A 22630-nucleotide genomic window follows, 5' to 3' on the forward strand; every position below is an offset into this window, starting at 1 on the left:
CGAAAATGCACCGCGTGCGATGGCGGTAATGGACCCCATTAAACTGGTTATCGAAAACTATCCAGAAGGTCAGCAGGAGCTACTGGATGCGCCTAATCATCCGAATAACCCGGATATGGGGAGCCGCCAAGTGACTTTCTCACGTGAAGTCTACATTGAACGTGAAGACTTCCGTGAATCGGCGAACAAGAAGTTTAAGCGATTGGTATTAGACAAAGAAGTCCGCCTTCGAAATGGCTATGTAGTTAAAGCTGAACGCTGTGATGTTGATAGTGACGGGCAGGTGACCACCGTGTACTGTACCTATGACCCTGATACTTTAGGCAAAGATCCAGCCGATGGTCGTAAGGTGAAAGGTGTTATCCACTGGGTCTCCGCAGACACAGCGAAAAAAGCTGAGTTTCGTATCTATGACCGCCTATTCCGTGTGCCGAATCCTGCCGCGGAAGACGACTTGTTTGCTGCGCTAAACCCTGACTCACTGGTAGTTAAGCACGGCTTTGTTGAAGCCAACTTAGCCGAGGCGAAAGTTGAGCAACCGTACCAGTTTGAACGTTTAGGTTATTATGTATTGGATAGTGACGCTGAGAAAGAACAGCGCCTTATCTTTAACCAAACGGTTGGTCTACGTGATAGCTGGGCTAAAATCGAGCGGCAGGGCGACGCTGCATAAGTGTGTTTATCAATAAAAAAGCCGGCTCATAAGCCGGCTTTTTTAATGTTCAATGAACTGATCAAGTAGTTTAGCGCCACATAGACGGGATGGCGTGTAGTAGCCACCCGGTTGCGCCTCGTGTTGCAGAACATAAAGGGCGACCTCAACGGCTCCTTCGGCAGTGACGGTGTATCCATTTCGGATTTTGAAGCGCATCGACTTCGTGTCACCGCGTTTATTTTTGACCTCTCCCCAAATATAGGTTGGATTGGCTTTTCGTGCGTCTTCATCTGGACCCGCGCTACTGCGTTGATCGACTTTTGCTTTCAGTTGGTTCTGTACCCAGCGTGACTTAAACAACCAACGTAACCAGTTCACTCTACGAAGTCGTTTAATTAACTTAGGTGGGGCTGGAATATAAACTTCAATGTTGGGTATCGACGTGGTGTAAAATGCGGTCGCCACATCGCCCCATGGAATGGTCATCGCCGACTTAACACCGTTGCCAAAGTCAATACGGCGCTCTTTCCATGCTAATGGCACTGAGCTGACAATACCATCGATACGCGCTGCGCCTCCATGTCCCAACCGTTCAATACTTGTTTTGGCGGTACCGCGGCTCATTCTTGAGGTCGAATCAAACCCCAACGCGAGATGTGTTGCGTCAGGCATTTGTGCATACAGACGAGCTGCCAAGCAGTCCGTAGGAATGACATCAAAACCTACACCTGGACACAACACGACACCTGCCTTTTTGGCGGCCTCAGACTGCGAATGTGCATATTCAAACACGTCGATCTCGCCTGTAATGTCGAGATAATGCGTAGTGGTGCTTATACACGCCTGAATAAGCGGCGCGGCGGTTTTGCTAAAGGGACCCGCGCAATTAATCACGAGGTCGACGTCGTGCAGCTGTTGTTTGACGTGAGAGGGATCTGAAAGAGAGAAAATGCGATGCTGGAGCTCAAGTGCTCCAGCAATATGTTCGATTTCCGACTTATTACGTCCTGCTAGAACAGGATGATAACCGCGGGCGACTGCTTTACGGGCAATGAGTTTACCGGAGTATCCATTGGCACCATATATCAGCCAGCGCAGCGCCATAATCAGGCTTCCTCAGCTGCTTTATACTCGCAGTCTTCACCTCGTTGACATTCACCGTACAGATATAAACTGTGGTTAGTCAGCTTGATTTTATTCTGCTCAGCAATACGCACCTGACGTTCTTCGATAACATCATCTTCGAACTCAAATACATGACCACAAGTCAAACAGACAAGGTGATCATGATGTTCTTTAGCGCTCAGCTCAAAGACCGAGCGACCGCCTTCAAAATGGTGACGGGTGATTATGCCCGCATCATCGAATTGGTTTAACACGCGGTAAACCGTGGCGAGACCGATTTCATCTTTTTGCTCGAGCAAAATTTTATAGACGTCCTCGGCACTAATGTGCTGATTCTCTGGTTGCTTAAGAATCTCCAGAATTTTTACGCGTGGAGACGTCACTTTAAGACCAGCTTTTTTCAATTGTTCATCATTTGTCGCCATGGTGCTCTTCGCTTTCTTGTTTAGTTGTTCAGTAGCTTTGCTCAAAATAGCGCAAAACTATCCTAGTTGGCTAGCTCTGCGAGACACATCTCTTCATAAACCTGCTTACACCATTGTGTAACTCGGTCTTTAGTTAGTTCAGGTTGACGGTCTTCGTCAATGCCTAAACCTACAAAATGGCTCTCATCGACTAAGCCTTTTGAAGCTTCAAAATTGTAGCTCTCGGTTGGCCAGTGACCGACAATGATTGCACCCCGTGCTTCAACGATATCGCGCACCATACCCATCGCATCTAAGAAGTACTCAGCGTAGTCTTCTTGGTCACCACACCCAAAAATAGCTACTAGCTTATCGGTAAAGTCGATCTCTTCTAACTCGGGAAAGAAGTCATCCCAATCGCACTGAGCTTCACCATAATACCAAGTGGGAATTCCGAATAAGAGAAGGTCGTAGCTCGCGATATCTTCTTTACTCGATTTTGCGATATCTTTGACCTCAACAAGCTTCTTGCCCAGTTCTTTCTCGATCATGTGGGCGACCGCTTCGGTATTACCCGTATCACTTCCAAAGAAAATTCCAACAGTTGCCATAAATCAACTTTCACCTGATTTTACTAAATTAACGACAGCTGGCAGCAATTGTTCTGGGTTTGCCAGCGAGATTTTAATCATCGCCTCGACTAAATCGCTACGGTTACAGCCGGAGGATGACGCGACCTCATTCAAATGCTCGTGCACCGATTGGTCGACTTTTAATTCAATACGCTTTCTACCTTGGCGTCGGTCTCTTTGCAATTGCCGACGTTTGTTAATTTTTAACTGCTCATTACGCGGTAGCGGATTTGTTCGGGGTCGTCCTTTGCGAGGCTGATCAACGAACAAATCGATTGTTACTTTATCCGTGTTTTCTTTTGCCATGTGTTTTCGGTCGATTTAGACACCGACCTCCCAAACTACTTGGATGATACCTTTGGCAATAAAGCCAAAACAGCCCAAAAATAAAACCATCCACACGATGACGCGTCCAAATTTGGGAACCGACGAACGCTTGAGTACGTCACGAATGGCTAAGCCTATTAATAAGAAAAGTATACCTAGCGTAATATTAGTAACGAGTACTTCTATTTGCTCATAATATTCAGCCAACATCCTTAAGATACCACCTTATAGGCCGATAGAAACGCTGCTTATAATAGCACAGTCGACGGTTAAAGACGACCTTGGCTCGCTAGAAAATCCTTGACCAAACGGTTAAAAATACGTGGTTTTTCAGCGTGTAACCAATGGCCTGTGTTTTCAACAACTTTGACCTGTGTATTGCTAAAACGCTGAGTCACTTGCGCTCTGTGCTGTTCGGTTAGGTAGTCTGAATTTCCGCCCTTAATAAACAAACAGGGGCCTGAATAATGACCATCGCTCACACCGTCAGCGATCTGTTGGTATCGCTCAGTAATCGCAGTTAAGTTGAGCCGCCACGCGAAATGGTCACCGTCCTTGCGGAGGTTCTTCAGTAAAAATTGGCGTACGCCTTTTTCTTTTATAGCTGAACTCAGTTGTTTATCGGCTTCGGTGCGGCTGCCTATTTGGTCTAGGTCCAAACCTGCTAGGGCATCTAGAATGCCATTGTGATGGGCAGGATAAGCGACGGGCGCAATATCAGCGAAAACAGCTGCTTGTACGCGATCTTCATAGCGCATAGCCACTTCCATGGCGATTTTGCCGCCCATGGAATGACCAACTAATGAAAAGTGTTCTAAAGCTAATTCATCAGCAAGGGCCACGATATCGTCTGCCATTTCCGTGTAAGTCATACTTTCACGATGAGGAGATTCACCGTGATTGCGTGCATCGGGGAGTACGCAGAAATAGTCAGGCGTTAAATCGCGAGCAAGACTCTTTAGGTTATCTCCATCTCCGAACAAACCGTGAATGATAATAACGGCGGGGTTCTGCTTGTCACCCATGGTTTCGTAATGCAGTAATTCTGACTCTGCCATCGTTGTGCCTTTAGTGTTAAACTTTGCTAATATTTTCCGAGCTTTAGTGGTCGGTTGCAAGTCAACCCCGCGAATCGATAACAATGAGGAATTAAAAACCGATGAAACGCATCGAAGTTGAAGACGATTTATACGCGTATATCGCGAGCCACACGCAGCAAATCGGTGAGAGCGCATCAGATATTTTGCGCCGTTTATTGGGCTTCGACAGTGTAGCTCAGGTTGAACCGGTTCAGGTCGAAGAGAGCGCTACTGACTCTGTGTTTAACCGTTTAAATCAGCAAGATGTTAATGTGCAGAAAAGCGTAGTGGCACGCTTTCTCTACATTTTGAGTATGCTGTATAAGACTCACCCTGAACAGTTTGAAACCGTGTTGACTATTCGTGGCCGTGATCGTCAATATTTTGCCCGATCGGAAGAAGCGCTGCTGACCAGTGGTAATAGTACGAATCCAAAGGCGATTCCTTCGTCACCATTTTGGGTGGTGACGAACAATAACACAACCAAGAAGAAATCGATGTTGACCCAGGTTGCGCAAAAGCTTGGATACAGCAAACCTGAAGTCGAGCAAATTAGGGACTTTTTATAATGACGGTGCATGAACGCGCGGGGCAGCCCGCCACCGCTAAAGATAGCGTAAACATCGCGCAATTGGTCAGTGCATATTATGTATATGAGCCGGACCCACGTAAAGCTCATCAAAAAGTGAGTTTTGGAACGTCGGGCCATCGCGGTTCCGCGCTGGCGCGAAGTTTCAATGAAGCACATATTTTAGCGATTGCCCAAGCTATTTGTGCCTACCGCGAAGAGCAGGGCATTGACGGACCGATTTTACTTGGCAAGGATACCCACGCGCTATCAGAGTCGGCTTACATCTCGGCACTCGATGTGTTTCTAGGTAATGGGTTAGAAGTGCATGTGCAAACAGAGCATGGGTATACGCCCACACCTGCATTGAGTCACGCTATTTTGACGCACAACGCTAAACAGCAAAAGCAATGTGACGGAGTGGTGATCACGCCCTCACATAATCCGCCTCAGGATGGTGGCTTCAAATATAATCCGCCTCACGGTGGACCGGCCGATTCTGATGCCACACGGGTGATTGAAAAATACGCGAATGCGTTACTGTCGTCTGGGCTACAAGGTGTTAATACCTGTGAACGCGAAGACGTGTTATCACATCCAAAGTTAGTTTTTGTCGATTGGCGTAAACAATATATAGACGATTTGCCGCGCTGCATTGATATGCAACGCATTAAAGCGGCTGATCTGCGACTTGCGATTGACGCAATGGGTGGCGCAGGTGCTGACTATTGGCACCAAATCGCTGAGACTTATGAGCTCAATATCGATATTTTCAACGATCACGTCGATCCAGGTTTTCAGTTTATGAGCCTCGATAAAGACGGCAAGATACGCATGGATTGCTCTTCGCCTTATGCGATGGCAGGCCTTTTGGCTTATAAGGACCGATATGACTTAGCCGGCGGAAACGACCCTGATTACGACCGTCACGGTATCGTTACGCCGGATGGCCTAATGAATCCTAATCACTATCTTGCCGTTGCTATCGATTATTTGTGTAAGTCGCGGGAATGGGGAGCTGATGTTGCTATTGGTAAGACACTCGTTTCCAGCCAAATGATTGATCGCGTTGTACAAGATAATCAACGTAAGGTTTATGAAGTGCCTGTTGGCTTCAAATGGTTCGCTCAGCAGCTACGTGCGGGCGATATTGGTTTTGCAGGAGAGGAGAGTGCCGGCGCCACTTTGCTCGATCGCCACGGCGATGTTTGGACCACTGATAAAGACGGCATCGTGATGGTATTGTTGGCTGCCGAAATACAAGCTGCCACCGGTAAATCCCCGAGTGATTACTACAAAGAGTTATGTGCACAGCACGGCGAAGCCTTTTATCAGCGAGTCGATACGGCATCGTCTTTAGAGCAGAACGCGCGCTTCAAAGATATTCGAGCTTATAAATTGAAATTGGCCACGTTAGCTGAAAGTAAAGTTGTCGATATCTTCACAAAAGCGCCGGGTAATGACGCTCAATTTGGCGGTGTTAAGGTCGTGTTAGAAGATGGCTGGTTTGCCGCACGACCCTCAGGCACTGAGCCGGTTTATAAAATCTATGCGGAAAGCTTTAAATCAGCCGCACACCTCGAGCAAATCATTGCTGAAGCGCGCGACTGGGTCGCTGAGCTCATTCAGTAATTGTTAAAGTACTGGAGCGCGTTAGCGCTTCAGTACCGCCGTACCATCCACCTCTTCTTCGGTATCGTCCTCTTCATCTGGCGCTTCTTCCGCCATGGAAGTTAATAGCTCATCAGAGGTTTGCGACGGTGCTAGAATAGCAAAGTTACTATGTAACTGTTCCTCCGCTTTAGCACGACGCGTGATGCGGTACAGTGCGTAACAACCCACAAAAGCGGTGAGGCCGCCAAGCAGTAGAAAGAAGTAATTAATCGCACCGAACTGCATTAAAGCAGCGACCGCGGGCGCACCGATGATACTACCTGCACCACCGATTTTGATGATAGCGCCAGTGGCACCAACCATCTGGTCTTTCTCGAGGTAATCGTTGGTGTGTGCCATGCCAAGCGAGTAGAGTGGCAGAATGAAGGCACCGAGCACTGCAACGACCAGATAAATTAATAAAGCATTACCTGCACCGAGTTGTGCCAATACGATAGCGGCTGCTGTTCCGCCTGCCGCACAAATTGCGATGACGATACGTCGATCGATACGATCGGATAGCAAGCCAAACGGTGTCTGTGAGAGTAGCCCACCGACAATGAAGGCCGACATAAAGAATGTAATTTGCAATACGGAGAGACCGATATAGGATGCGTACATTGGGCCGATACCGTAAAACATGGCGTAACATGCCTGCATTACGAACGCGTTAATAACACCCAAAGGTACTGTATTGAGTAGCATTTTTACGGGTACTTTGCGATTTTCATGCGTGGTCGGCTCAACGGTGACGCTTACCAATATGGGGATGAGTGCTAAATTGATAAGCAGTACCACAATGGCAAAGGCGATAAAGCCACCGGGATCTGCGACACCGAGTATTAACTGACCGGCAATCAGACCACTGTAAATAATAACGAGGTAGATGGATAACAAGGTGCCACGGCTCTTGTTATCAGCCATGGTATTTAGCCAACTTTCAACAATGACGAAGATACCTGAAATAGCGAAACCGGTAATAAAACGCATGACAAACCAGACCACCGGGTCAATCCAAATGGCTTGCACCAAAACGCTGGCAGCGGCGAGGGCGGCCAGTCCGCCAAACGAGCGTATATAGCCGACTCGACGAATATCTTTGGGCGCGCGAGTCGAGCCAAATAAATAGCCAATGAAGTAGGCCGACATAATAAAGCCAGTGACCAGGGTGCCAAAATCTTCAATCGTGGCGCGTAAACTGAGTAACGTACTGGTCATACCGACACAGACGCCAATCAAACTGATACTCGATAATAACGAGCTAATGCCACGTAATTGTTTTTTAAGCATAATGTTCCTGATCACGAAGTTTGCTTTATTCTAGCGATATGACCCGATTTTGACTAGGTTATCGGCGAATTACTTCAATTTGTGTTGTTGAATGCATTCCCACAAGGTTATCCACAAGTTGTCACTTGCCGTGTTGCGCTTGGGTGTTTAACATGCATTTTATGACCGATTTTTTTAAGGCTAACTTATGACGCGCGCAATAGTTCGACAGATGATCTGTGTAGTCAGCTTATTACTTTGTTTCTCAGCTCAAGGTCGACTTATCGATGACCTGTTTTCGGCAGAAATAGAGGTGGCATCACAGACTTCAAGTCAGCGTGATGATGCCTTGCGCGCGGCCTTTGAACAAGTAGTGATGAAAATATCGGGCACCGCAGAGACCTTAAACAATAGTGCTGTCCGTAATGCCATGAGACAACTACAGGACTATCTGTTGCAGTACGGCTACCGTCGCGATGGCGGGACGTTGTATCTCACTGCCAATTTTGATGGTCGTAAACTTGCTGAATTATTTAAAGTTAATCAATTGCCCTACTGGGGCAGTCGCAGACCTGAACTACTGATGTGGATCGCGAATAGCGACGAACGGGGCAGGCGAAACATTTTGGCGGCTAACGACGAATCCATTTTCATTCAGCAAGTTCGCCATCTAGCGCGTCAACGTGGGTTGCCTTTACAATTTCCTCTAATGGACTTAACCGACGCAACCTCAGTTTCTGTTTCTGATATTTGGGGTCGATTTCTTACGCCGATTGCTAATGCTTCGCAACGCTATCGCGCGGATGGTTATCTTGTAGCCAAGGTCGTCGATCTTGGCGTCCCAGACGACGAAACACAGCAACAAGAAGGTCGCTGGCGCCTTGATTGGGTGGCACGTGTCGGTGATATGCGTAAATCGGGTGAGGTGTATGCTAACTCAAAAGATTTTTTAGCAACCCCGTTCATAGAGCAACTCCACGAAACACTCGCCAGTGAGTTCGCACTCGTGGCCTCGGGCGAAAGTAAAGCCATTCAATTTCCGATTCGCATCGAGGGTATCGAGGGTTGGCAAAGTATTTTGGATGTGCAACGTTTTTTCGGCAGTGTGACTTCGGTGCAACACGTCAAGCTGACCGACTACAGTCCGACGTTCAGTCGTTTTGAAGTGACGCTTACCGATACGCCGGATCATCTATTACAAGCTATTGAGCTTGATGGTCGCTTACAGCAAAAACACCGAGACCCTTTCGCAGCTGTTAAACAAGATACCGATGATGAAACGATTTATCGGTGGGTGGCAAATCAATAATGACACTGGGAAAGCAGCAACCACAGCAACTAACGCTCGCCGTCCAGTTGCCCGATGACGAGAACTTTACAACGTATCTTGAACAGCAGAACGATAGTGTGGTGCGTTGGTTGAAACGTATTGCGGATAAAGACGTTGATGAAACTCAAGGTGTGCGACTGACCTTATTGTCGGGCCCCTCAGGTGCAGGTAAAAGCCATTTGTTACACGCAGTGGTATCGCAAGGTAGTGAAAATACGCATGTTATGTACCTGCCGTTGGCTGAGTTAAAACAAAGTGATGCAGAACAGGTGCTCGCCGGGTTAGATGCGTTTGATATTATTTGTTTGGACGACATTGACGCTGTGCTGACCAGTCCCGACTGGTGTTATGAACTGTTTAAATTGATCAACCGAGTTACTGACGAGGGACGCTGTCGTCTGGTGATGACGGCGTCAGCAAGTGCCAGTCAACTGGATATCGACCTGCCGGATCTGCGATCTCGTTTGCAATGGGCAACCGCATTTCAGTTAAGTCCATTGGACGACGATGGAAAGGCAAAAGCGTTAACGTTAAGAGCCCAATGGCGAGGGTTACAGTTACCACATGACGTCGCAATGTTTATGTTACACCGACTAGGGCGAGATACGGGAAATCTGTTGGCGCACCTCGATCAGCTTGATAAGGCATCTATCGCACACCAACGTAAACTGACTATCCCTTTTATTAAGCAAGTCTTAGCTATTTAGCGTTCTTTTGCTTTTTAAGACCCAATCCCAACTCACGTCCTCTATGACGTGCAAACCCCGTTGCACCAATAAAGGCAATAGTCGTAAAGATAATCTCTAACACCGACCACAGACGCTCATCTGGGTGCGTATACACTGTTGTCAGACCATGCAAGAAATAGAACATCAGAATAAAGTTAAACCAAGCGTGGGTGTATGGCTTTCCCTTAACAAGCCCGAATAGTGGGAAAAGCATCGGAAGTACCCAGAAAATTAATGATAAATAGGTCGGTAGAGCCGCCTCGTCAGTTTCTGGCATGACGCCATGCCAAATAACCAATAGCGCCAACAATAACCAGTAGCCCAGTTGAGTCGCGATCCGGAAAAAACGTGTTTTAGGTGCCATGTCGGCTGCCATATTATGCATCCTTGGTTGATTTCAACTGTTGCGCAACTTTCGCCACACGCTGGCCTAACGCTACTGCGCTGGCGCGTTCGTTAGCTGTGAGCTTGCCATTCGGCGTTTCATTTAGCGCACCTGCGCCATAGGGGGACCCGCCCGCGTCTGCATGGTGGAGACTGGGCTGGTCATATGGAATACCCGTCAGCAACATCCCGTGATGAAGTAGCGGCAACGCCATATTGAGCAGGGTACTTTCCTGTCCTCCGTGCAGCGAGCTTGAGGTAGTAAACACTGCGGCAGGTTTGTCGATGAGTTGGCCATTGAGCCATTCGCGACTCGTTGATTCCCAGAACTTCTGTAGTGTAGCGCTCATATGACCAAACCGCGTAGGGCTACCCATAATGAGCCCATCGCAGTCGATCAATTCCTCTTTGCTTAGCGGTAAGTCTCGCATACTCGCGGCGTCGTTATCGGTCTCGACTGTACGCATGAGTACTTCAGCTCCAGTCGCTTGCACGCCCTCGGCGATAGCATCGGCGAGCGCTCGTGTATGACCGCCCCGACTAAAGTAGAAAATAATCAGAGTACAGGCGCTCACTTGATGAGCTCCAATACATTTTCTGGCGGACGGCCTAACACGGCTTTATCGCCTTTAACCACAATCGGGCGCTCAATCAGCTTTGGGTTGTTAACCATGGCTGTCAGCAAAACGTCATGATCTGATTCATCTGCCAAATTCAGTTCTTTATAGACCGCTTCTTTAGTGCGCATCAGTTGACGGGGGCTAAGGTCAAGCTTTTGAAGTAAGTTGCTGAGTTCAGCTTGGCTTGGCGGTGTATCTAAATATTTAATGATGGTCGGTTCAATACCTTCGTTTTGCAGTAGCTCTAGGGTTTGGCGCGACTTTGAACAACGAGGATTATGGTATATGGTAACTGCAGTCATCTCAGTTCACTCTATTAGTCAAACGATGAAACTTATAATAACGAATACGGGGCAAATATGAAATTGTCATTGCTAATTGCAAGTGTTTTAACGTTGAGTTTAGTTGCCTGTTCCAAGGCACCCGATATTCAACTGAATGATGGAAGTGAGATCGATTGGCAAGGCAGCCAAGGCAATACGGTTGTTGTGAACTACTTTGCAGAGTGGTGCGCGCCGTGTTTACGTGAATTGCCGGAGCTCAATGAGTTCCACCACGACGTTGTGAGCAATGACAGTCAACTGACGTTAGTGGGTATTAGCTTTGACCCGATGAATAATCAACAAATTAACGCGTTGGCAGAAAAGCATGGCATCGATTTTCCACTGGCGTTGAGTCAACCTGCACCTCAGTTGCCATTCGATAAGCCCAAAATGTTACCCGCAACTTACATTGTTGGCCCGGACGGCAAGGTCACAGGACCATTGCTCGGTGAGCAAACTCAAGCGACACTTAACAAAGCAGTCGCAGAGGCGCGCTCAGAGTAGCCTTTTTAAGCGCTCTTTCTCCGCCCTAAGTTGATCAATACGCGCGTTAAGACGTTTTTCCGTTAACTTGTTTTGTGTGTGGTTTTGCGCGGTTTGTAGTTGATCGATTGCTAAATCAAAACGGCCACGCAAGGCCAGTGCTTCAGCTCGTGTTTCGTACATGGCAGCGCGATCCGCTGTTCGCTGATAGGCGTCTGTCAGAAGATCCATAGCAGTTACAGAATCAGGTTCAGTCAACAGGTAGTTGCGGAGCAATTTCACGCCGAGTTCCGCTTCGCCCGAGCGGATAGCTGCGTTGGCATAGTTCAGAGTGATGACTGGGTCATCAGGGCTCCGCGTGTACTCACGTTTGAGCATGTCCAGTGCCTTTTCATTTTCATCCAGTGCAAGGTAGATGTCGGTTTGTACGTCAATATAAAAACGATTTCGTGGGTTGCGTTCAATTAAAGGCGCCAGCCATTGTTGTGCCGTTGCTGGATTACTTGAGTCAAGGGCTCTTATGGCCAAGGCATAGCCACCTGCTTGCTGGTTTATTACGTTCTCGCTCTGGGCCATTTTGACAAACTCACTATTGGGCGTTGTGCGGGTATAGCGTGCGTCAATACGAGCCTTTGCCAGTTCAAAATCTAAACTTTGTGGTACGTCGCGACGGCCCATGGCTTCGGCACGGGTACGTGTATCCGCAATACGTGACTCGGGGACAGGGTGCGTCAACAACATTTCAGGGGGCTTAGATACATAACGATACTGATCGGCTAGGCGACCAAAAAAGTTGGGCGCACCCATGGGATCAAAGCCGGCATTAGCCAACGTTGTGATGCCGATGCGATCGGCCTCTTGTTCAAACAAGCGGGTGTAGTTTATTTGTGCTTGGCCAGTAGCGCCGAGCGTCGTGTAAAGACCTGCGGCTCCTGCTTCTGGGTTGGCGAGCCCCAACAAAATCGAACCAACAACACCGGCAATGGTAAGTGGCATATTCTGCTGTTGTTCTTCCATGCTTCGCACAATGTGTCGCTGTGTAACGTGCGCAATTTCGTGTCCCAACACGGCAGCCAGCTCAGACTCGTTGCGAGCTTGTTGAATCAGCCCGGTGTGCACACCGACGTAGCCCCCCATAAAAGCAAAGGCGTTTATTTCGTTGATGTTGAGCCAAAAAAAAGAAAACGGATACCGTACGTTATCGGCATTACGGATAAGGCGTTGCCCGACATCCTTCAAGTAACTATTTAATACCGGGTCTTGAATGATAGGCGCAGAAGCGCGCAGCTGGCGCATGTAATAATCGCCAACCACTTTTTCGCGCTCAATACTCATAAACCCAGCACCCGTGGTACCAATTTCTGGTAGGTTCCGTTGTTGAGCGTATGCTTTAGGTACTTCGAACGCGGTTGGCAGCGCCATCATGAGCGCTAGGGTAATACCACTTGTCATTGAGCGCTGAAATTTTTTTAGGTACAACATTCGCATTAACCGCTGTTATGACGCAATATGCTACGTAGAGTCATTAATTTACAATAAGTTCCTTTTCTACTCTATGGTGTTACCGTAAGATTGCAAGCATCGTGAGTCATTAATCACACCGAACAGGAAGCTCGGCATGTTCCAATATATTCAGCAGTGGTATCGGAATAAGTTTTCAGATCCGAATGCGGTTACATTATTTTTGTTACTGGTCGTTTCGGTTTTACTGATTGTATTTTTCGGTGGGATTTTAGCGCCCATATTAGCGGCGATTGCCCTGGCGTATCTGCTCGATTGGCCCGTTAATCGCTTAATCGATGCCGGCGTTGGGCGATTACCAGCGACCATTATCGTGATGAGCTTCACCGTCTGTATAGCAACCTTGTGCCTACTCACCTTAGTACCCGTGGTATGGCAACAAAGTACTACACTGATACGCGAGATGCCAGATATGCTTGCCAACCTGCAGGTCTGGCTACATAAGCTGCCAGAGCTGTTCCCTTCAGTCATCGATGAGGCGCAAATTACTGAATTGATGCAAACCGTCAAACGGCGTGTTGTCGGGCTCGGTGAGCAGCTATTAACGAGTTCATTGACTTCACTCGTCAATGTAATGGCGATGCTGGTGTACTTAATCGTTGTACCGTTGCTGGTGTTCTTTATGTTGAAAGACAGAGACGTACTGTTAGCTCATGTCAGCCGCGTGTTACCGACCAACCGCCGTCTAATCACGCAGGTCGGTCAAGAGATGAACTTGCAGATCATGAATTACATTCGAGGTAAGGCGATTGAAGTGATCGTGGTCGCCGTGACTTCTTTTGCTGTATTTTTCGCATTCGATTTACGTTACACCACATTGCTCTCGATTCTGGTTGGGTTGTCAGTACTGATTCCCTATATCGGTGCTGTTGTGGTGACTATTCCAGTCGCTTTAGTCGCGTTATTCCAGTTTGGTGCTACGGGGCCATTCGTCTATGTGATGATAGGTTATCTTATCATTCAAGCGCTCGACGGAAACGTATTGGTGCCATTGTTGTTCTCTGAAGCGGTCAGTCTAAACCCGGTGTATATCATTGCAGCTGTACTGGTTTTCGGCGGTATTTGGGGATTTTGGGGTGTGTTCTTTGCGATACCGCTAGCCAGCTTGGTGAAGGCTGTGATTACCGCGTGGTCGAGTCGCGATGCGTTATTTCAGCACGATGAGGTGCAGTAGAATTGCAGGCAAAACGCTGGTTGCGTCTTGCCTGCACCGAATTTAGCTTTGCTCTAAATGGTCAAGTACGACTTGGTGGTGCTCTTTAGTTTTGAATTTATCAAATACGTGGCTGACGGTACCATCTTGCTCAACTAAAAAGCTAATGCGGTGGATGCCATCGTACTCTTTACCCATAAACTTTTTCGGTCCCCAGACGCCGAACTGATCAGCAACGGCGTGATCCTCGTCACTGAGTAAGGTGAAGTTAAGTTCATCACGCTCGGTAAACTTGGCCAAACGTTTCGGTGCATCAGGACTGATACCGATTGATACGACATTGTGCTTGAGTAGACTTTCTTTCTCATCGCGCAGATTTTGCGCTTGCACAGTGCAGCCCGGTGTCATTGCCTTGGGATAGAAATACACCAACACGCGATGCTCTTTCAGCAAGTCGTGTAGAGATACTTTTTCTTCATTTTTATCTAAAAGTTCAAAGTTAGGTGCTTTGTCACCTGCTTGCAATCGTTCCATTTTCGACTCCTGCGAATGAATATCCAGTGTATATATGATAGCGAAGCTAAGTTTGGATTAAAATGAAGGGAACAAATTGCTTGCTATGTGTTCCTAGTCTTGTGTTTATTTGGGGCTACCAGTAACATTAGGCCCCATGATTAGGAATTTGGAGCCTATATGTTAACAGGTAGTATTGTTGCCTTGGTGACGCCGCTAACTAAGCATGGAAATATTGACTATAACGAACTCGAAGAACTCGTCAATTTCCATGTAGAGTCTGGTACAGATGCGATCGTGGCGGTTGGGACGACAGGAGAGTCAACGACACTTAGCCATGAAGAACATATTGATGTGGTTGCAGCGATGGTTGAACTTGCCGATGGCCGCATTAAAGTGATTGGTGGAAATGGTTCGAACTCAACCTCGGAAGCCGTTCAACTCACAGAAAAAATGACTCACTTTGGCGTTGATGGGTTTCTCAACGTTACACCTTACTATAACAAACCCTCAGTAGAAGGCCTTATTGCGCATTATACAGCGTGCGCTGAGGCATCCGATAAACCACAAATTTTATATAATGTCCCAGGCCGAACGGCTTTAGATATGCCCCCAGAAGTGGTTGAAAGATTAGCTGAGATTGATAATGTCATTGGCATTAAAGAAGCAACGGGCGATGTAACGCGCGTTGAGGAATTGAAACGCCGTTGTGGCAATCAGTTTATCTTGTTGAGTGGGGATGATCCGACTGCGTGTGAATTTATGTTACGCGGAGGCCATGGTGTTATTAGCGTAACGGCTAACGTCGTTCCCTCACAGATAAAAGCCTTAGTTGATGCGGCAACGCGCGGTGAGCGCGAAAAAGCGGAGCAGATTGATGCCCAGCTGCGTGACCTAAATAACGCGTTGTTTATTGAGTCCAACCCTATTCCAGTAAAGTGGGCTTTGGCTTTGATGGGAAAATGCAGCGCCAATTACCGCTTGCCATTGACCCCACCAAGCGAAGATAGCCAGCTTGTTATAGAACGCTCACTGAATCAATTACACCTACTTAAGTAGCAGGAGTGGAAATGAATTTTCGCCGTACAGCCATCGTGACGTCGTTGGCGACGATAACCCTCGCATCGTGTAGCTCGATCGAAAAAGAGCAGCCGAATGGCGACTTTGAATACGTAGAGCTTAACCAACGCCAAGAGTTGACGGTGCCGTCTAACTTAGAGACTCCAGATTACAGCAACACGTATAACATTCCACCTGCTGACGTTGCGGGTCCAGTAGGCGAGGATGTTCGTGTGGTATCGCCTCGACAGGTTCATCCAGTGGCTTTAGGTAGCCGTGTTTTAGAAAATGAAGACGAGCCTCGTGTCTATTTCGACCTCGTTGAAGGCATGCCTGATACCGTCGCAAATACAGTGTGGAAGGCGGCAGACCAAGTATTGCAGCGCAAAGGGTTAACCTATACGCAAACCGGCGAGAATCAATGGACGACAGAATCGCTCACGATTCAAGATGAATACGAAGTTGAAGGTGAGGATAGCTCTTGGTTTTTTGGTGATGACGAAACAACAGTATCGTTACAACAAAGTTTCCGTTATGTGCTGACACAAGCACCTGAGAGTCACGGAAGAACGACTGCGTTGGAAGTGGCGTTGGATGATGTGTCGCAAACGGTCAATGGCGAGAGCGTCGATATGTCAGAGCTGACGCAACATAACTTAGCAGTTGATTTAGTGAACAAGGTTGTATCTCAAGTCAACCGTGTGCACCAACAGTCAATCCAGCAGATTCGAGAGGCGGGTGTGCCTATTTCGGTAGGAAGCAATGCGAAACAGCAGCCTGCTTATATTGTTGAGTTGGACTTTGACGATGCATGGGTATTAACAGGTCAAGCGTTGGAGCAAATTGGCTTAGCGATTGATGACTTGAACCGTGAAGCGGGTACGTATTTCGTTGAATATTCAGAACCTGATTCAGGCTTCCTATTCATCGGGGGCGATGATTATGATTCGCTGAATATCCCAGAGGGTGAATATGAAGTTCGATTAGTCGAGTTTGGTGACGATACCGCAATCACCGTTTGGTCAAACGATGAAGTAGTCGATCAAGCGTGGCTCGAGTCGGTCAAGCCAGCTTTTGAGAAAGCATTAAAAGTAGCAAGTCAACAGTAAAGGCGACACAACCTATGGAAAAACGTAACGAGCTGTATCGTGGTAAGGCAAAAACCGTTTATACAACGGACGACCCATCACGGTTGGTGTTGGAGTTCCGCAATGACACGTCCGCATTTGATGGGGAAAAAGTGGAACAACTTGAAGATAAAGGAATGGTTAATAATCGTTTCAACCATTTCATCATGACGCAATTGGAAAACGCAGGCATTCCAACACAGCTGGATGAATTACTAAGCGATACGGAATCTCTGGTCAAGAAACTCGATATGATTCCGGTCGAGTGCGTTGTTCGTAATGTTGCCGCGGGCTCGTTGGTTCGTCGCTTAGGTGTGGAAGAGGGCAAAATCTTAAACCCGCCGACTTTTGAGTTCTTTTTGAAAAACGACGCTTTGCATGATCCGATGGTCAACGAATACCACATCGAAGCATTTGGTTGGGCAACCAAGGCACAAATCGAGCAAATGAAAGCACTGACGTTTAAGGTCAACTCGGTACTGAAGTCACTGTTCGAGCAAGCTGGTCTTTTGTTAGTTGACTACAAACTTGAGTTCGGCGTATTCGATGGTGAACTGGTGTTAGGTGACGAGTTTACTCCAGACGGGTGTCGACTGTGGGACGCTGAAACTCGAGAAAAACTAGATAAAGACCGTTTCCGTCAAGGGCTCGGCGGTGTCGTTGAGGCCTACAAAGAAGTCGGTCAGCGTTTGGGTGTCCAGTTCTCATAGGTTAGACCGCTGACCCGAATTTACTGTTTAGATGAGTCGTCCTTAGAATCTTCTTTGGGCGACTCTTTTTTGGTCGGCCACTTAAATTTACTGCTGTACTTGAGTACCATGAGGTTACTCAGTACAACGCCAACAACTAATAAGATAATTAACCACACCCAATGGTCTTGCATAATTAGCCTCCCTGACTACTCTCACAGATGGTATCAAAATAACGCCGCTTAATGGTTTCTAGGTGCGTAAGGATGATTGTTTTTCCCTCAATATCAGCGCGTTCTATGGCTTCCGCAAGCTCGCCTACTGTAAGTAGGTCCTGTAATTGTTGAGCCAGTGGTTGATAGCTAAGATGCCACGGCTCGCGTGCAACGCCCCCTTGATATACTCGGTATGGGAAGAAAAAGCCATAGTCATGGGCGTGTGCTTTCAACCAACTCCAGAGCTGATAACACGGCGCATTGATATCTTCGTATTCTGCCGGAATTAACTGCAACGGACTATCCTCTGTAAAACCCGATGGATCCCATATGTCTATATCAGTCCCCCAGTGGTGTCGACTTGCACCTGGTAAAGCGGACCAATGCAAAATCGCATGGAGCTTTTCTTCGTCATTCAGTTTGTCAGTCTTTAAGGGCTGACCGTCGATATCGTTGATGACGCGTTCACCGCGCCATTTTCGGTTCCAAATCATGCGTTGACGGTCAAAGCTACGGAAGGCCGAGGCAATCGCTAAGCTAATGCCGTCGTGCTTAGCAGCAGCCTGCATATTTAAAAAAGCCTGTGCGGCTAATGGATGTAGCAAATGACCCTCGGGCATTCTCTGCAAATGGTCTTCCATCAAACCAAGACGCTGCATCACAGTCATCATAAGGCGCTTCCCATTCTTTTTAAAATCGCTTGATACACATCAGTTAATTTCTCCAAGTCGCTGATCTTAACGCACTCATCGATCTTATGAATGGTGGCATTAACCGGACCGAGTTCAACCAGTTGTGCACCTGTTGGAGCAATAAAGCGGCCATCGGAGGTACCTCCCGCTGTCGACAGCTGAGTTGAATATCCGCAGATTTCCGTGATTGCATACTGTACGGTATCAATTAATGAACCTTTTTCGGTTAAAAATGCGGGACCGTTCAGTTTCCAGTTGAGTCGATAGTTAAGGTGGTGCGCTTCGAGTATCGCTTCCACTCGTTGCTTTAATTGTTCAGCAGTCGACTCAGTCGAAAAACGAAAGTTAAACTCAACATCTAACCGATCGGGGATCACATTGCCTGCGCCGGTGCCCGCATTAATATTAGAAACCTGAAAGGTAGTGGGGGGAAAATAGTCGTTGCCATCATCCCAGTGTGTTTGCACCAATTCTGCCAGTGCACTAGAAGCCTTGTGAACGGGGTTTTCAGCGAGGTGTGGGTAAGCCACATGACCTTGCACACCGATAACGCTGAGTGAGCCTGACAGACTCCCTCTGCGACCATTTTTAACGACATCACCCAGTTTTTCAGTGCTTGAGGGCTCGCCGACGATACACCATGTGATTTTTTCGTTACGTGCCTCGAGCGTTTCCATGACACGTTTAGTGCCATTAATAAATGGACCTTCCTCATCACTTGTAATTAAAAATGCAAGATCAAACGGCGGCTCATCAACCGCTTTTAGATAACGTTCAACAGCAACAATCATTGCTGCCAGACTGCCTTTCATATCCGCAGCGCCGCGACCATATAGGTAACCCTGATGTTCAGTTGGTTCGAATGGTGGAAACAACCAATCATTAGGATCGCCCGGCGGCACAACGTCAGTATGGCCAGCGAAGCATAGCACGGGTTTGCCTTGACCGTATCGAGCCCATAAGTTGGTGGTATCATCAAATACCATCGTTTCGAGTTCGAACCCGAGTGCCTTTAGCCGATCACCTAATAGTACTTGGCAGCCCTCATCGGCAGGCGTAATCGATGGACGCTCCAATAACGATTTGGCCAGTTGTAACGTTTCGCTGCTAGACATTAGGCTAACCATGCCTCCCACTGTTGCGCATTAAATCCAACTTGCATCTCGTCGTCTGCTTCAACGAGTGGGCGCTTAAATAGCGTGGGTTGCTCGACGATAAGTTGACTGACGGCATTGTGGTTACTCAGGTCGCGTTGCGATTCATCGAGTTGGCGCCAACTTGTACTGCGTTTATTAACTAGTTGCTCAGCGGGGATCTTTGCCAACCAGCTTTCCACCTCTTCGGTGCTCAGGGGAGTTTCACGAACATCACGAAACTGATATGCGATGTGATTTTGTTCAAGCCACTTTAATGCTTTTTTTACCGTGTCACAGTTTTTAATGCCATGCACTTTGATCATGATACGTCCTTTTGAATAACTAACTCTGATTCTAACGCGGTGACAGCACCACTATTACGTAACGCAAGTGTATCGAATTCGATGTTGGGCTGCAGTATAACGGCCATTAAATTGTATAAGTTTGCCTGTTGTCTTAGTAACGTTTGATTAAGCGATAAGAGTGGTGCGCCACGCTCAACTTCATCGCCACTACTAATATGACGCTGAATAGCGGGTATTTTTGTTGACTGCTCATGTGCGCCGAGGAACAACATGATCCGTCCATGCTGAGTACTGAGAAGGTGAATAAAGTTTCCCGCCGGCGAAACGTAGTCGACTTTCGCAGCCGTTGGAGCAAGCAACTGATTGCTCGATACATCGATACAGGTGGTATGCCCTAGCCAATGCGAACGAATAAGTGGGCTTGGGTGGTGGCTTGAGTCAACTACACGACCCGAGCAGGGTGCAAGTAAAGAGAAAGCGGGCATGAACTCTCCAATGAACTATGATATCTGGTAGCTTATCTGAATTCGCCGGACAGGTGCAAAACAAACCTCAAGTTGATTATAATACGTCCAGTAAGCAAAAGCGTATATAGCTAGGGCGGTGTGAGTTAATGAGTACACCCTATCAACAAAGTTATCCACAGAAAACGTTGATAACTTGAATAACTGCAGCGCAGTTGCAACTAAGGAATAAAGTGTGAAAGTCAGTGTATTCCGATTATTTAAAGACGGACATCAATATGCCAAACGTTGGCCTCGGCATGCAGTTGTTGCTGCATTCCGTGAGACACGCTTGGTGCCTTTACTGCGCTTAATGGAAAAGTGGGTGCCCGCGATTGCAGTAGTCAACGCCGTTTTGCATTGGCAGTTTTTACATGCTTACTGGCAACAAGGATTGATGACTTCTTTGGTGATTCTCAGTATGCCACTGCAGTTAATGGCTTGGTTTGGTTGGCGCGCCAATCAACCGTTGCCGATACGGTTGAGAAGCTGGTACTGGGAGCTACGCGATAAACTTAAACAAAGTCGTGCTGTGTTAGAGCGGCCTTCGACAGGCGGGCCCACGTATATGGATTTAGCCACAGTGCTCCAAAAAGCACTCGCCGTTCTCCCACCTGAACAGCATTAATTCGGGTCAATATATTGTTTGTCATTAAACGTCACTAACCAATTAGGACGGTAGACAACCATTAAGGTAACGGCCATACCGTTGAGAAGCGCTTCTGGGAACATCACTAATGGCGTTATCATTAAGTAATTTTCCCATACTTGCTTTGGGGTTAACATTGCTGTGGTGAGTGCCCACGCGGCATGAGCCAAATGAGTGGCGGCAATAGCAACCGCTGCGGCAATAAATGCATTTAAAAAAATGTAGATGAATGGATGTCTCGGTAGCCGGTGATAGATTACCGCATAAGCGACATAGGTCACTGCCGCGGGTATCACGATATGGCTCAGGTAAAGTGCACCGACGCTAGCGATAGGGTAGTTACTGTGCAAACTATTAACAGCGACAATAGCGACACCTGCGAGCAGCGCGTAGCGAAAGCCAAGCATCAGTGTGATGGTGGTGATTAGCAGAAAATGAATGCTTAACCCTTGTTCCAGCTTGGCTGAGAATAACCAGATAAACGAAATGATGGCCGCCGAGCCAAATAGCAGGTGCTGTAGAAGGCGGCTGCGTCTCAACATTCGCCAATTGTCGTTCATCCATGTGGCGATGAGTATACATAGAGCGACAATGTTAAGAAGCAGCGCCATGATTGCGATCCTCTATATTAATTAACTAAACCGAAAACCGACTCCAGATCGGAGCGTGATCAGAGGGTTTCTCAATACCGCGCAGTGCGTAGTCGATACCGCTTTCTTGGCACTGCTCGGCCAACTGTTGAGTCGCAAGAATAAGGTCGATACGAAGGCCTCGATTGTCATCAAACCCGCGTGAACGGTAGTCAAACCAGCTGAACTCATTGTTCTGCTCTGGGTTCAATTGGCGATAGGTATCCACCAGTCCCCAGTCTAACACTTCGTTCAACCAATCACGCTCCTCGGGTAAGAAGCTGCATTTGCCAGTGCGCAGCCAGCGTTTAGCATTTGCGTCACCGATGCCAATATCGCAATCTTGATGTGAGATATTCATATCACCCATGACAATAACAGGTTGATCTGGGGATAAGTCATTATTCAGATAATCGATCAAGTCACGATAAAACTGTTCTTTCATCGGGAATTTGGTGGGGTGGTCACGGCTCTCGCCTTGTGGGAAATACCCATTTAAGACACGCACTGACGAACCATTCGATAATGGATAGTCACCCATGATCATGCGACGCTGGGCATCTTCAGGTTCGTTTGGAAAACCTTTCTGCACATTCGCCAGTGGTTTTTTGCTCAGCAGTGCGACACCATAATGGCCTTTCTGACCAAAGAAGTTTACGTGATAGCCCATGTCTTCGACCGCTTGCTGCGGAAATTGGTCATCGTGAACCTTCGTTTCTTGTAAACCGATCACGTCTGGCTGATGTTTGTCTATCATAGCCTGCAACTGGTGCAGACGTGCTCTGATTCCATTGATATTAAATGATATGAATTTCATGGATTACCATAGTTTACTGTGATTGATGATAGTTTGAGGATA

General features: G+C 47.5%; 29 protein-coding genes and 1 pseudogene. 11 read left to right on the top strand and 19 right to left on the bottom strand.

From position 1 onward, the window contains the following. Positions 1 to 673: pseudogene (locus tag B2X00_RS06470) on the top strand (glutamine--tRNA ligase); the annotation flags it as partial. A 42-nt stretch (positions 674 to 715) separates the two neighbouring features. Here B2X00_RS06470 and B2X00_RS06475 read toward each other — a convergent pair. The 6 genes from B2X00_RS06475 to B2X00_RS06500 form a co-directional block, all read right to left on the bottom strand. Continuing rightward, entirely contained in the window at positions 716 to 1759 is a 1044-nt protein-coding gene (locus B2X00_RS06475; RefSeq protein ID WP_290486594.1) for a saccharopine dehydrogenase family protein, read from the bottom strand. A gap of 2 nt (positions 1760 to 1761) precedes the next feature. Then, positions 1762 to 2205, bottom strand: coding sequence for a ferric iron uptake transcriptional regulator (gene fur, locus B2X00_RS06480; RefSeq protein ID WP_071462575.1), 444 nt, complete (start codon positions 2203 to 2205; stop codon positions 1762 to 1764). Positions 2206 to 2267: 62 nt separating this feature from the next. Next, entirely contained in the window at positions 2268 to 2795 is a 528-nt protein-coding gene (fldA, locus tag B2X00_RS06485) for a flavodoxin FldA (protein ID WP_290486595.1), read from the bottom strand. A 3-nt stretch (positions 2796 to 2798) separates the two neighbouring features. Next, positions 2799 to 3122, bottom strand: coding sequence for a LexA regulated protein (gene ybfE / locus B2X00_RS06490; RefSeq protein WP_071462577.1), 324 nt, complete (start codon positions 3120 to 3122; stop codon positions 2799 to 2801). Positions 3123 to 3137: 15 nt separating this feature from the next. After that, positions 3138 to 3353 (bottom strand): DUF2788 domain-containing protein, encoded by a 216-nt coding sequence (locus B2X00_RS06495; protein ID WP_071462578.1) that lies wholly within the window; start codon positions 3351 to 3353, stop codon positions 3138 to 3140. 59 nt (positions 3354 to 3412) lie between these two features. Continuing rightward, entirely contained in the window at positions 3413 to 4201 is a 789-nt protein-coding gene (locus B2X00_RS06500; RefSeq protein WP_290486596.1) for an alpha/beta fold hydrolase, read from the bottom strand. Between the two features lie 101 nt (positions 4202 to 4302). On the opposite strand from B2X00_RS06500, the gene B2X00_RS06505 reads away from it, so the two are divergent. Both B2X00_RS06505 and pgm read left to right on the top strand, forming a co-directional pair. Next, positions 4303 to 4791 carry a replication initiation regulator SeqA gene (locus B2X00_RS06505; protein WP_290486597.1) on the top strand — a complete coding sequence of 163 codons (489 nt, stop codon included), beginning with the start codon at positions 4303 to 4305 and terminating at the stop codon, positions 4789 to 4791. Continuing rightward, entirely contained in the window at positions 4791 to 6422 is a 1632-nt protein-coding gene (pgm, locus tag B2X00_RS06510; protein WP_290486598.1) for a phosphoglucomutase (alpha-D-glucose-1,6-bisphosphate-dependent), read from the top strand. Before B2X00_RS06505 ends, pgm begins: the two co-directional genes overlap by 1 nt. A gap of 21 nt (positions 6423 to 6443) precedes the next feature. On the opposite strand, the gene B2X00_RS06515 is transcribed toward pgm, so the two are convergent. After that, positions 6444 to 7733 (bottom strand): MFS transporter, encoded by a 1290-nt coding sequence (locus B2X00_RS06515; RefSeq protein ID WP_071462582.1) that lies wholly within the window; start codon positions 7731 to 7733, stop codon positions 6444 to 6446. Positions 7734 to 7920: 187 nt separating this feature from the next. Here B2X00_RS06515 and B2X00_RS06520 point away from each other — a divergent pair, with 187 nt between their 5' ends. Beyond that, positions 7921 to 9021 (top strand): DUF2066 domain-containing protein, encoded by a 1101-nt coding sequence (locus tag B2X00_RS06520; RefSeq protein WP_290486599.1) that lies wholly within the window; start codon positions 7921 to 7923, stop codon positions 9019 to 9021. Further along, complete coding sequence (gene hda, locus B2X00_RS06525; protein WP_290486600.1) at positions 9021 to 9749, top strand: DnaA regulatory inactivator Hda; 729 nt, start codon at positions 9021 to 9023, stop codon at positions 9747 to 9749. The genes B2X00_RS06520 and hda overlap by 1 nt, the downstream gene beginning before the upstream one ends. Here hda and B2X00_RS06530 read toward each other — a convergent pair. The 3 genes from B2X00_RS06530 to arsC are packed head-to-tail and all read right to left on the bottom strand — an operon-like array spanning position 9742 to position 11076. Then, the gene (locus B2X00_RS06530) at positions 9742 to 10146 is read right to left on the bottom strand and encodes a DUF2069 domain-containing protein (protein ID WP_290486601.1); all 405 of its coding nucleotides are present in this window, start codon (positions 10144 to 10146) and stop codon (positions 9742 to 9744) included. The genes hda and B2X00_RS06530 overlap by 8 nt on opposite strands. Before the next feature lies 1 nt (position 10147). After that, complete coding sequence (gene wrbA / locus B2X00_RS06535; protein ID WP_290486602.1) at positions 10148 to 10729, bottom strand: NAD(P)H:quinone oxidoreductase; 582 nt, start codon at positions 10727 to 10729, stop codon at positions 10148 to 10150. Continuing rightward, positions 10726 to 11076, bottom strand: coding sequence for an arsenate reductase (glutaredoxin) (arsC, locus tag B2X00_RS06540; RefSeq protein ID WP_290486603.1), 351 nt, complete (start codon positions 11074 to 11076; stop codon positions 10726 to 10728). Before arsC ends, wrbA begins: the two co-directional genes overlap by 4 nt. 57 nt (positions 11077 to 11133) lie before the next feature. Here arsC and B2X00_RS06545 point away from each other — a divergent pair, with 57 nt between their 5' ends. Next, on the top strand, positions 11134 to 11601 hold the full coding sequence (locus B2X00_RS06545) for a TlpA family protein disulfide reductase (protein ID WP_290486604.1): 468 nt from the start codon (positions 11134 to 11136) through the stop codon (positions 11599 to 11601). Here the strand turns inward: B2X00_RS06545 and B2X00_RS06550 are convergent. Beyond that, positions 11593 to 13062 (bottom strand): M48 family metalloprotease, encoded by a 1470-nt coding sequence (locus B2X00_RS06550; RefSeq protein WP_290486605.1) that lies wholly within the window; start codon positions 13060 to 13062, stop codon positions 11593 to 11595. The two genes, B2X00_RS06545 and B2X00_RS06550, sit on opposite strands and share 9 nt — an antisense overlap. Before the next feature lie 136 nt (positions 13063 to 13198). On the opposite strand from B2X00_RS06550, the gene B2X00_RS06555 reads away from it, so the two are divergent. Continuing rightward, positions 13199 to 14275, top strand: coding sequence for an AI-2E family transporter (locus tag B2X00_RS06555; RefSeq protein WP_290486606.1), 1077 nt, complete (start codon positions 13199 to 13201; stop codon positions 14273 to 14275). Positions 14276 to 14317: 42 nt separating this feature from the next. On the opposite strand, the gene bcp is transcribed toward B2X00_RS06555, so the two are convergent. Beyond that, positions 14318 to 14788, bottom strand: coding sequence for a thioredoxin-dependent thiol peroxidase (gene bcp, locus B2X00_RS06560; protein WP_290486607.1), 471 nt, complete (start codon positions 14786 to 14788; stop codon positions 14318 to 14320). 159 nt (positions 14789 to 14947) lie between these two features. On the opposite strand from bcp, the gene dapA reads away from it, so the two are divergent. The 3 genes from dapA to purC are packed head-to-tail and all read left to right on the top strand — an operon-like array spanning position 14948 to position 17663. After that, positions 14948 to 15826: a 4-hydroxy-tetrahydrodipicolinate synthase gene (gene dapA, locus B2X00_RS06565; protein WP_290486608.1), complete on the top strand. Its 879-nt coding sequence runs from the start codon at positions 14948 to 14950 to the stop codon at positions 15824 to 15826. A gap of 11 nt (positions 15827 to 15837) precedes the next feature. After that, positions 15838 to 16935 (top strand): outer membrane protein assembly factor BamC, encoded by a 1098-nt coding sequence (gene bamC, locus B2X00_RS06570; protein ID WP_290486609.1) that lies wholly within the window; start codon positions 15838 to 15840, stop codon positions 16933 to 16935. A gap of 14 nt (positions 16936 to 16949) precedes the next feature. Beyond that, on the top strand, positions 16950 to 17663 hold the full coding sequence (gene purC / locus B2X00_RS06575; RefSeq protein WP_290486610.1) for a phosphoribosylaminoimidazolesuccinocarboxamide synthase: 714 nt from the start codon (positions 16950 to 16952) through the stop codon (positions 17661 to 17663). A gap of 20 nt (positions 17664 to 17683) precedes the next feature. Here the strand turns inward: purC and B2X00_RS06580 are convergent, their stop codons facing one another. The 5 genes from B2X00_RS06580 to B2X00_RS06600 are packed head-to-tail and all read right to left on the bottom strand — an operon-like array spanning position 17684 to position 20475. Next, positions 17684 to 17836, bottom strand: coding sequence for a DUF2897 family protein (locus B2X00_RS06580; RefSeq protein WP_290486611.1), 153 nt, complete (start codon positions 17834 to 17836; stop codon positions 17684 to 17686). A 2-nt stretch (positions 17837 to 17838) separates the two neighbouring features. Next, a complete protein-coding gene (locus tag B2X00_RS06585; protein ID WP_290486612.1) occupies positions 17839 to 18528 on the bottom strand; it encodes a M15 family metallopeptidase in 690 nt (229 codons plus the stop codon). Beyond that, on the bottom strand, positions 18525 to 19676 hold the full coding sequence (dapE, locus tag B2X00_RS06590) for a succinyl-diaminopimelate desuccinylase (protein ID WP_414653706.1): 1152 nt from the start codon (positions 19674 to 19676) through the stop codon (positions 18525 to 18527). Before dapE ends, B2X00_RS06585 begins: the two co-directional genes overlap by 4 nt. Next, entirely contained in the window at positions 19664 to 20008 is a 345-nt protein-coding gene (locus B2X00_RS06595; RefSeq protein WP_290486614.1) for a Spx/MgsR family RNA polymerase-binding regulatory protein, read from the bottom strand. The genes dapE and B2X00_RS06595 overlap by 13 nt, the downstream gene beginning before the upstream one ends. After that, the gene (locus B2X00_RS06600; protein ID WP_290486615.1) at positions 20005 to 20475 is read right to left on the bottom strand and encodes a PTS glucose transporter subunit IIA; all 471 of its coding nucleotides are present in this window, start codon (positions 20473 to 20475) and stop codon (positions 20005 to 20007) included. The genes B2X00_RS06595 and B2X00_RS06600 overlap by 4 nt, the downstream gene beginning before the upstream one ends. A 214-nt stretch (positions 20476 to 20689) precedes the next feature. Between B2X00_RS06600 and yfbV the strand changes: the two genes are divergently transcribed. Beyond that, positions 20690 to 21121 carry a terminus macrodomain insulation protein YfbV gene (yfbV, locus tag B2X00_RS06605; protein WP_290486616.1) on the top strand — a complete coding sequence of 144 codons (432 nt, stop codon included), beginning with the start codon at positions 20690 to 20692 and terminating at the stop codon, positions 21119 to 21121. Here yfbV and B2X00_RS06610 read toward each other — a convergent pair. Together B2X00_RS06610 and xthA are read right to left on the bottom strand one after the other, a co-directional pair. After that, the gene (locus B2X00_RS06610) at positions 21118 to 21753 is read right to left on the bottom strand and encodes an energy-coupling factor ABC transporter permease (protein ID WP_290486617.1); all 636 of its coding nucleotides are present in this window, start codon (positions 21751 to 21753) and stop codon (positions 21118 to 21120) included. The two genes, yfbV and B2X00_RS06610, sit on opposite strands and share 4 nt — an antisense overlap. A gap of 25 nt (positions 21754 to 21778) precedes the next feature. Beyond that, a complete protein-coding gene (xthA, locus tag B2X00_RS06615; RefSeq protein WP_290486618.1) occupies positions 21779 to 22588 on the bottom strand; it encodes an exodeoxyribonuclease III in 810 nt (269 codons plus the stop codon). Between the last annotated feature and the right edge of the window lie 42 nt (positions 22589 to 22630).

Origin of the sequence: Idiomarina sp. UBA3162, assembly GCF_002364475.1 — a bacterium.
Classification (GTDB): Bacteria; Pseudomonadota; Gammaproteobacteria; order Enterobacterales; family Alteromonadaceae; genus Idiomarina.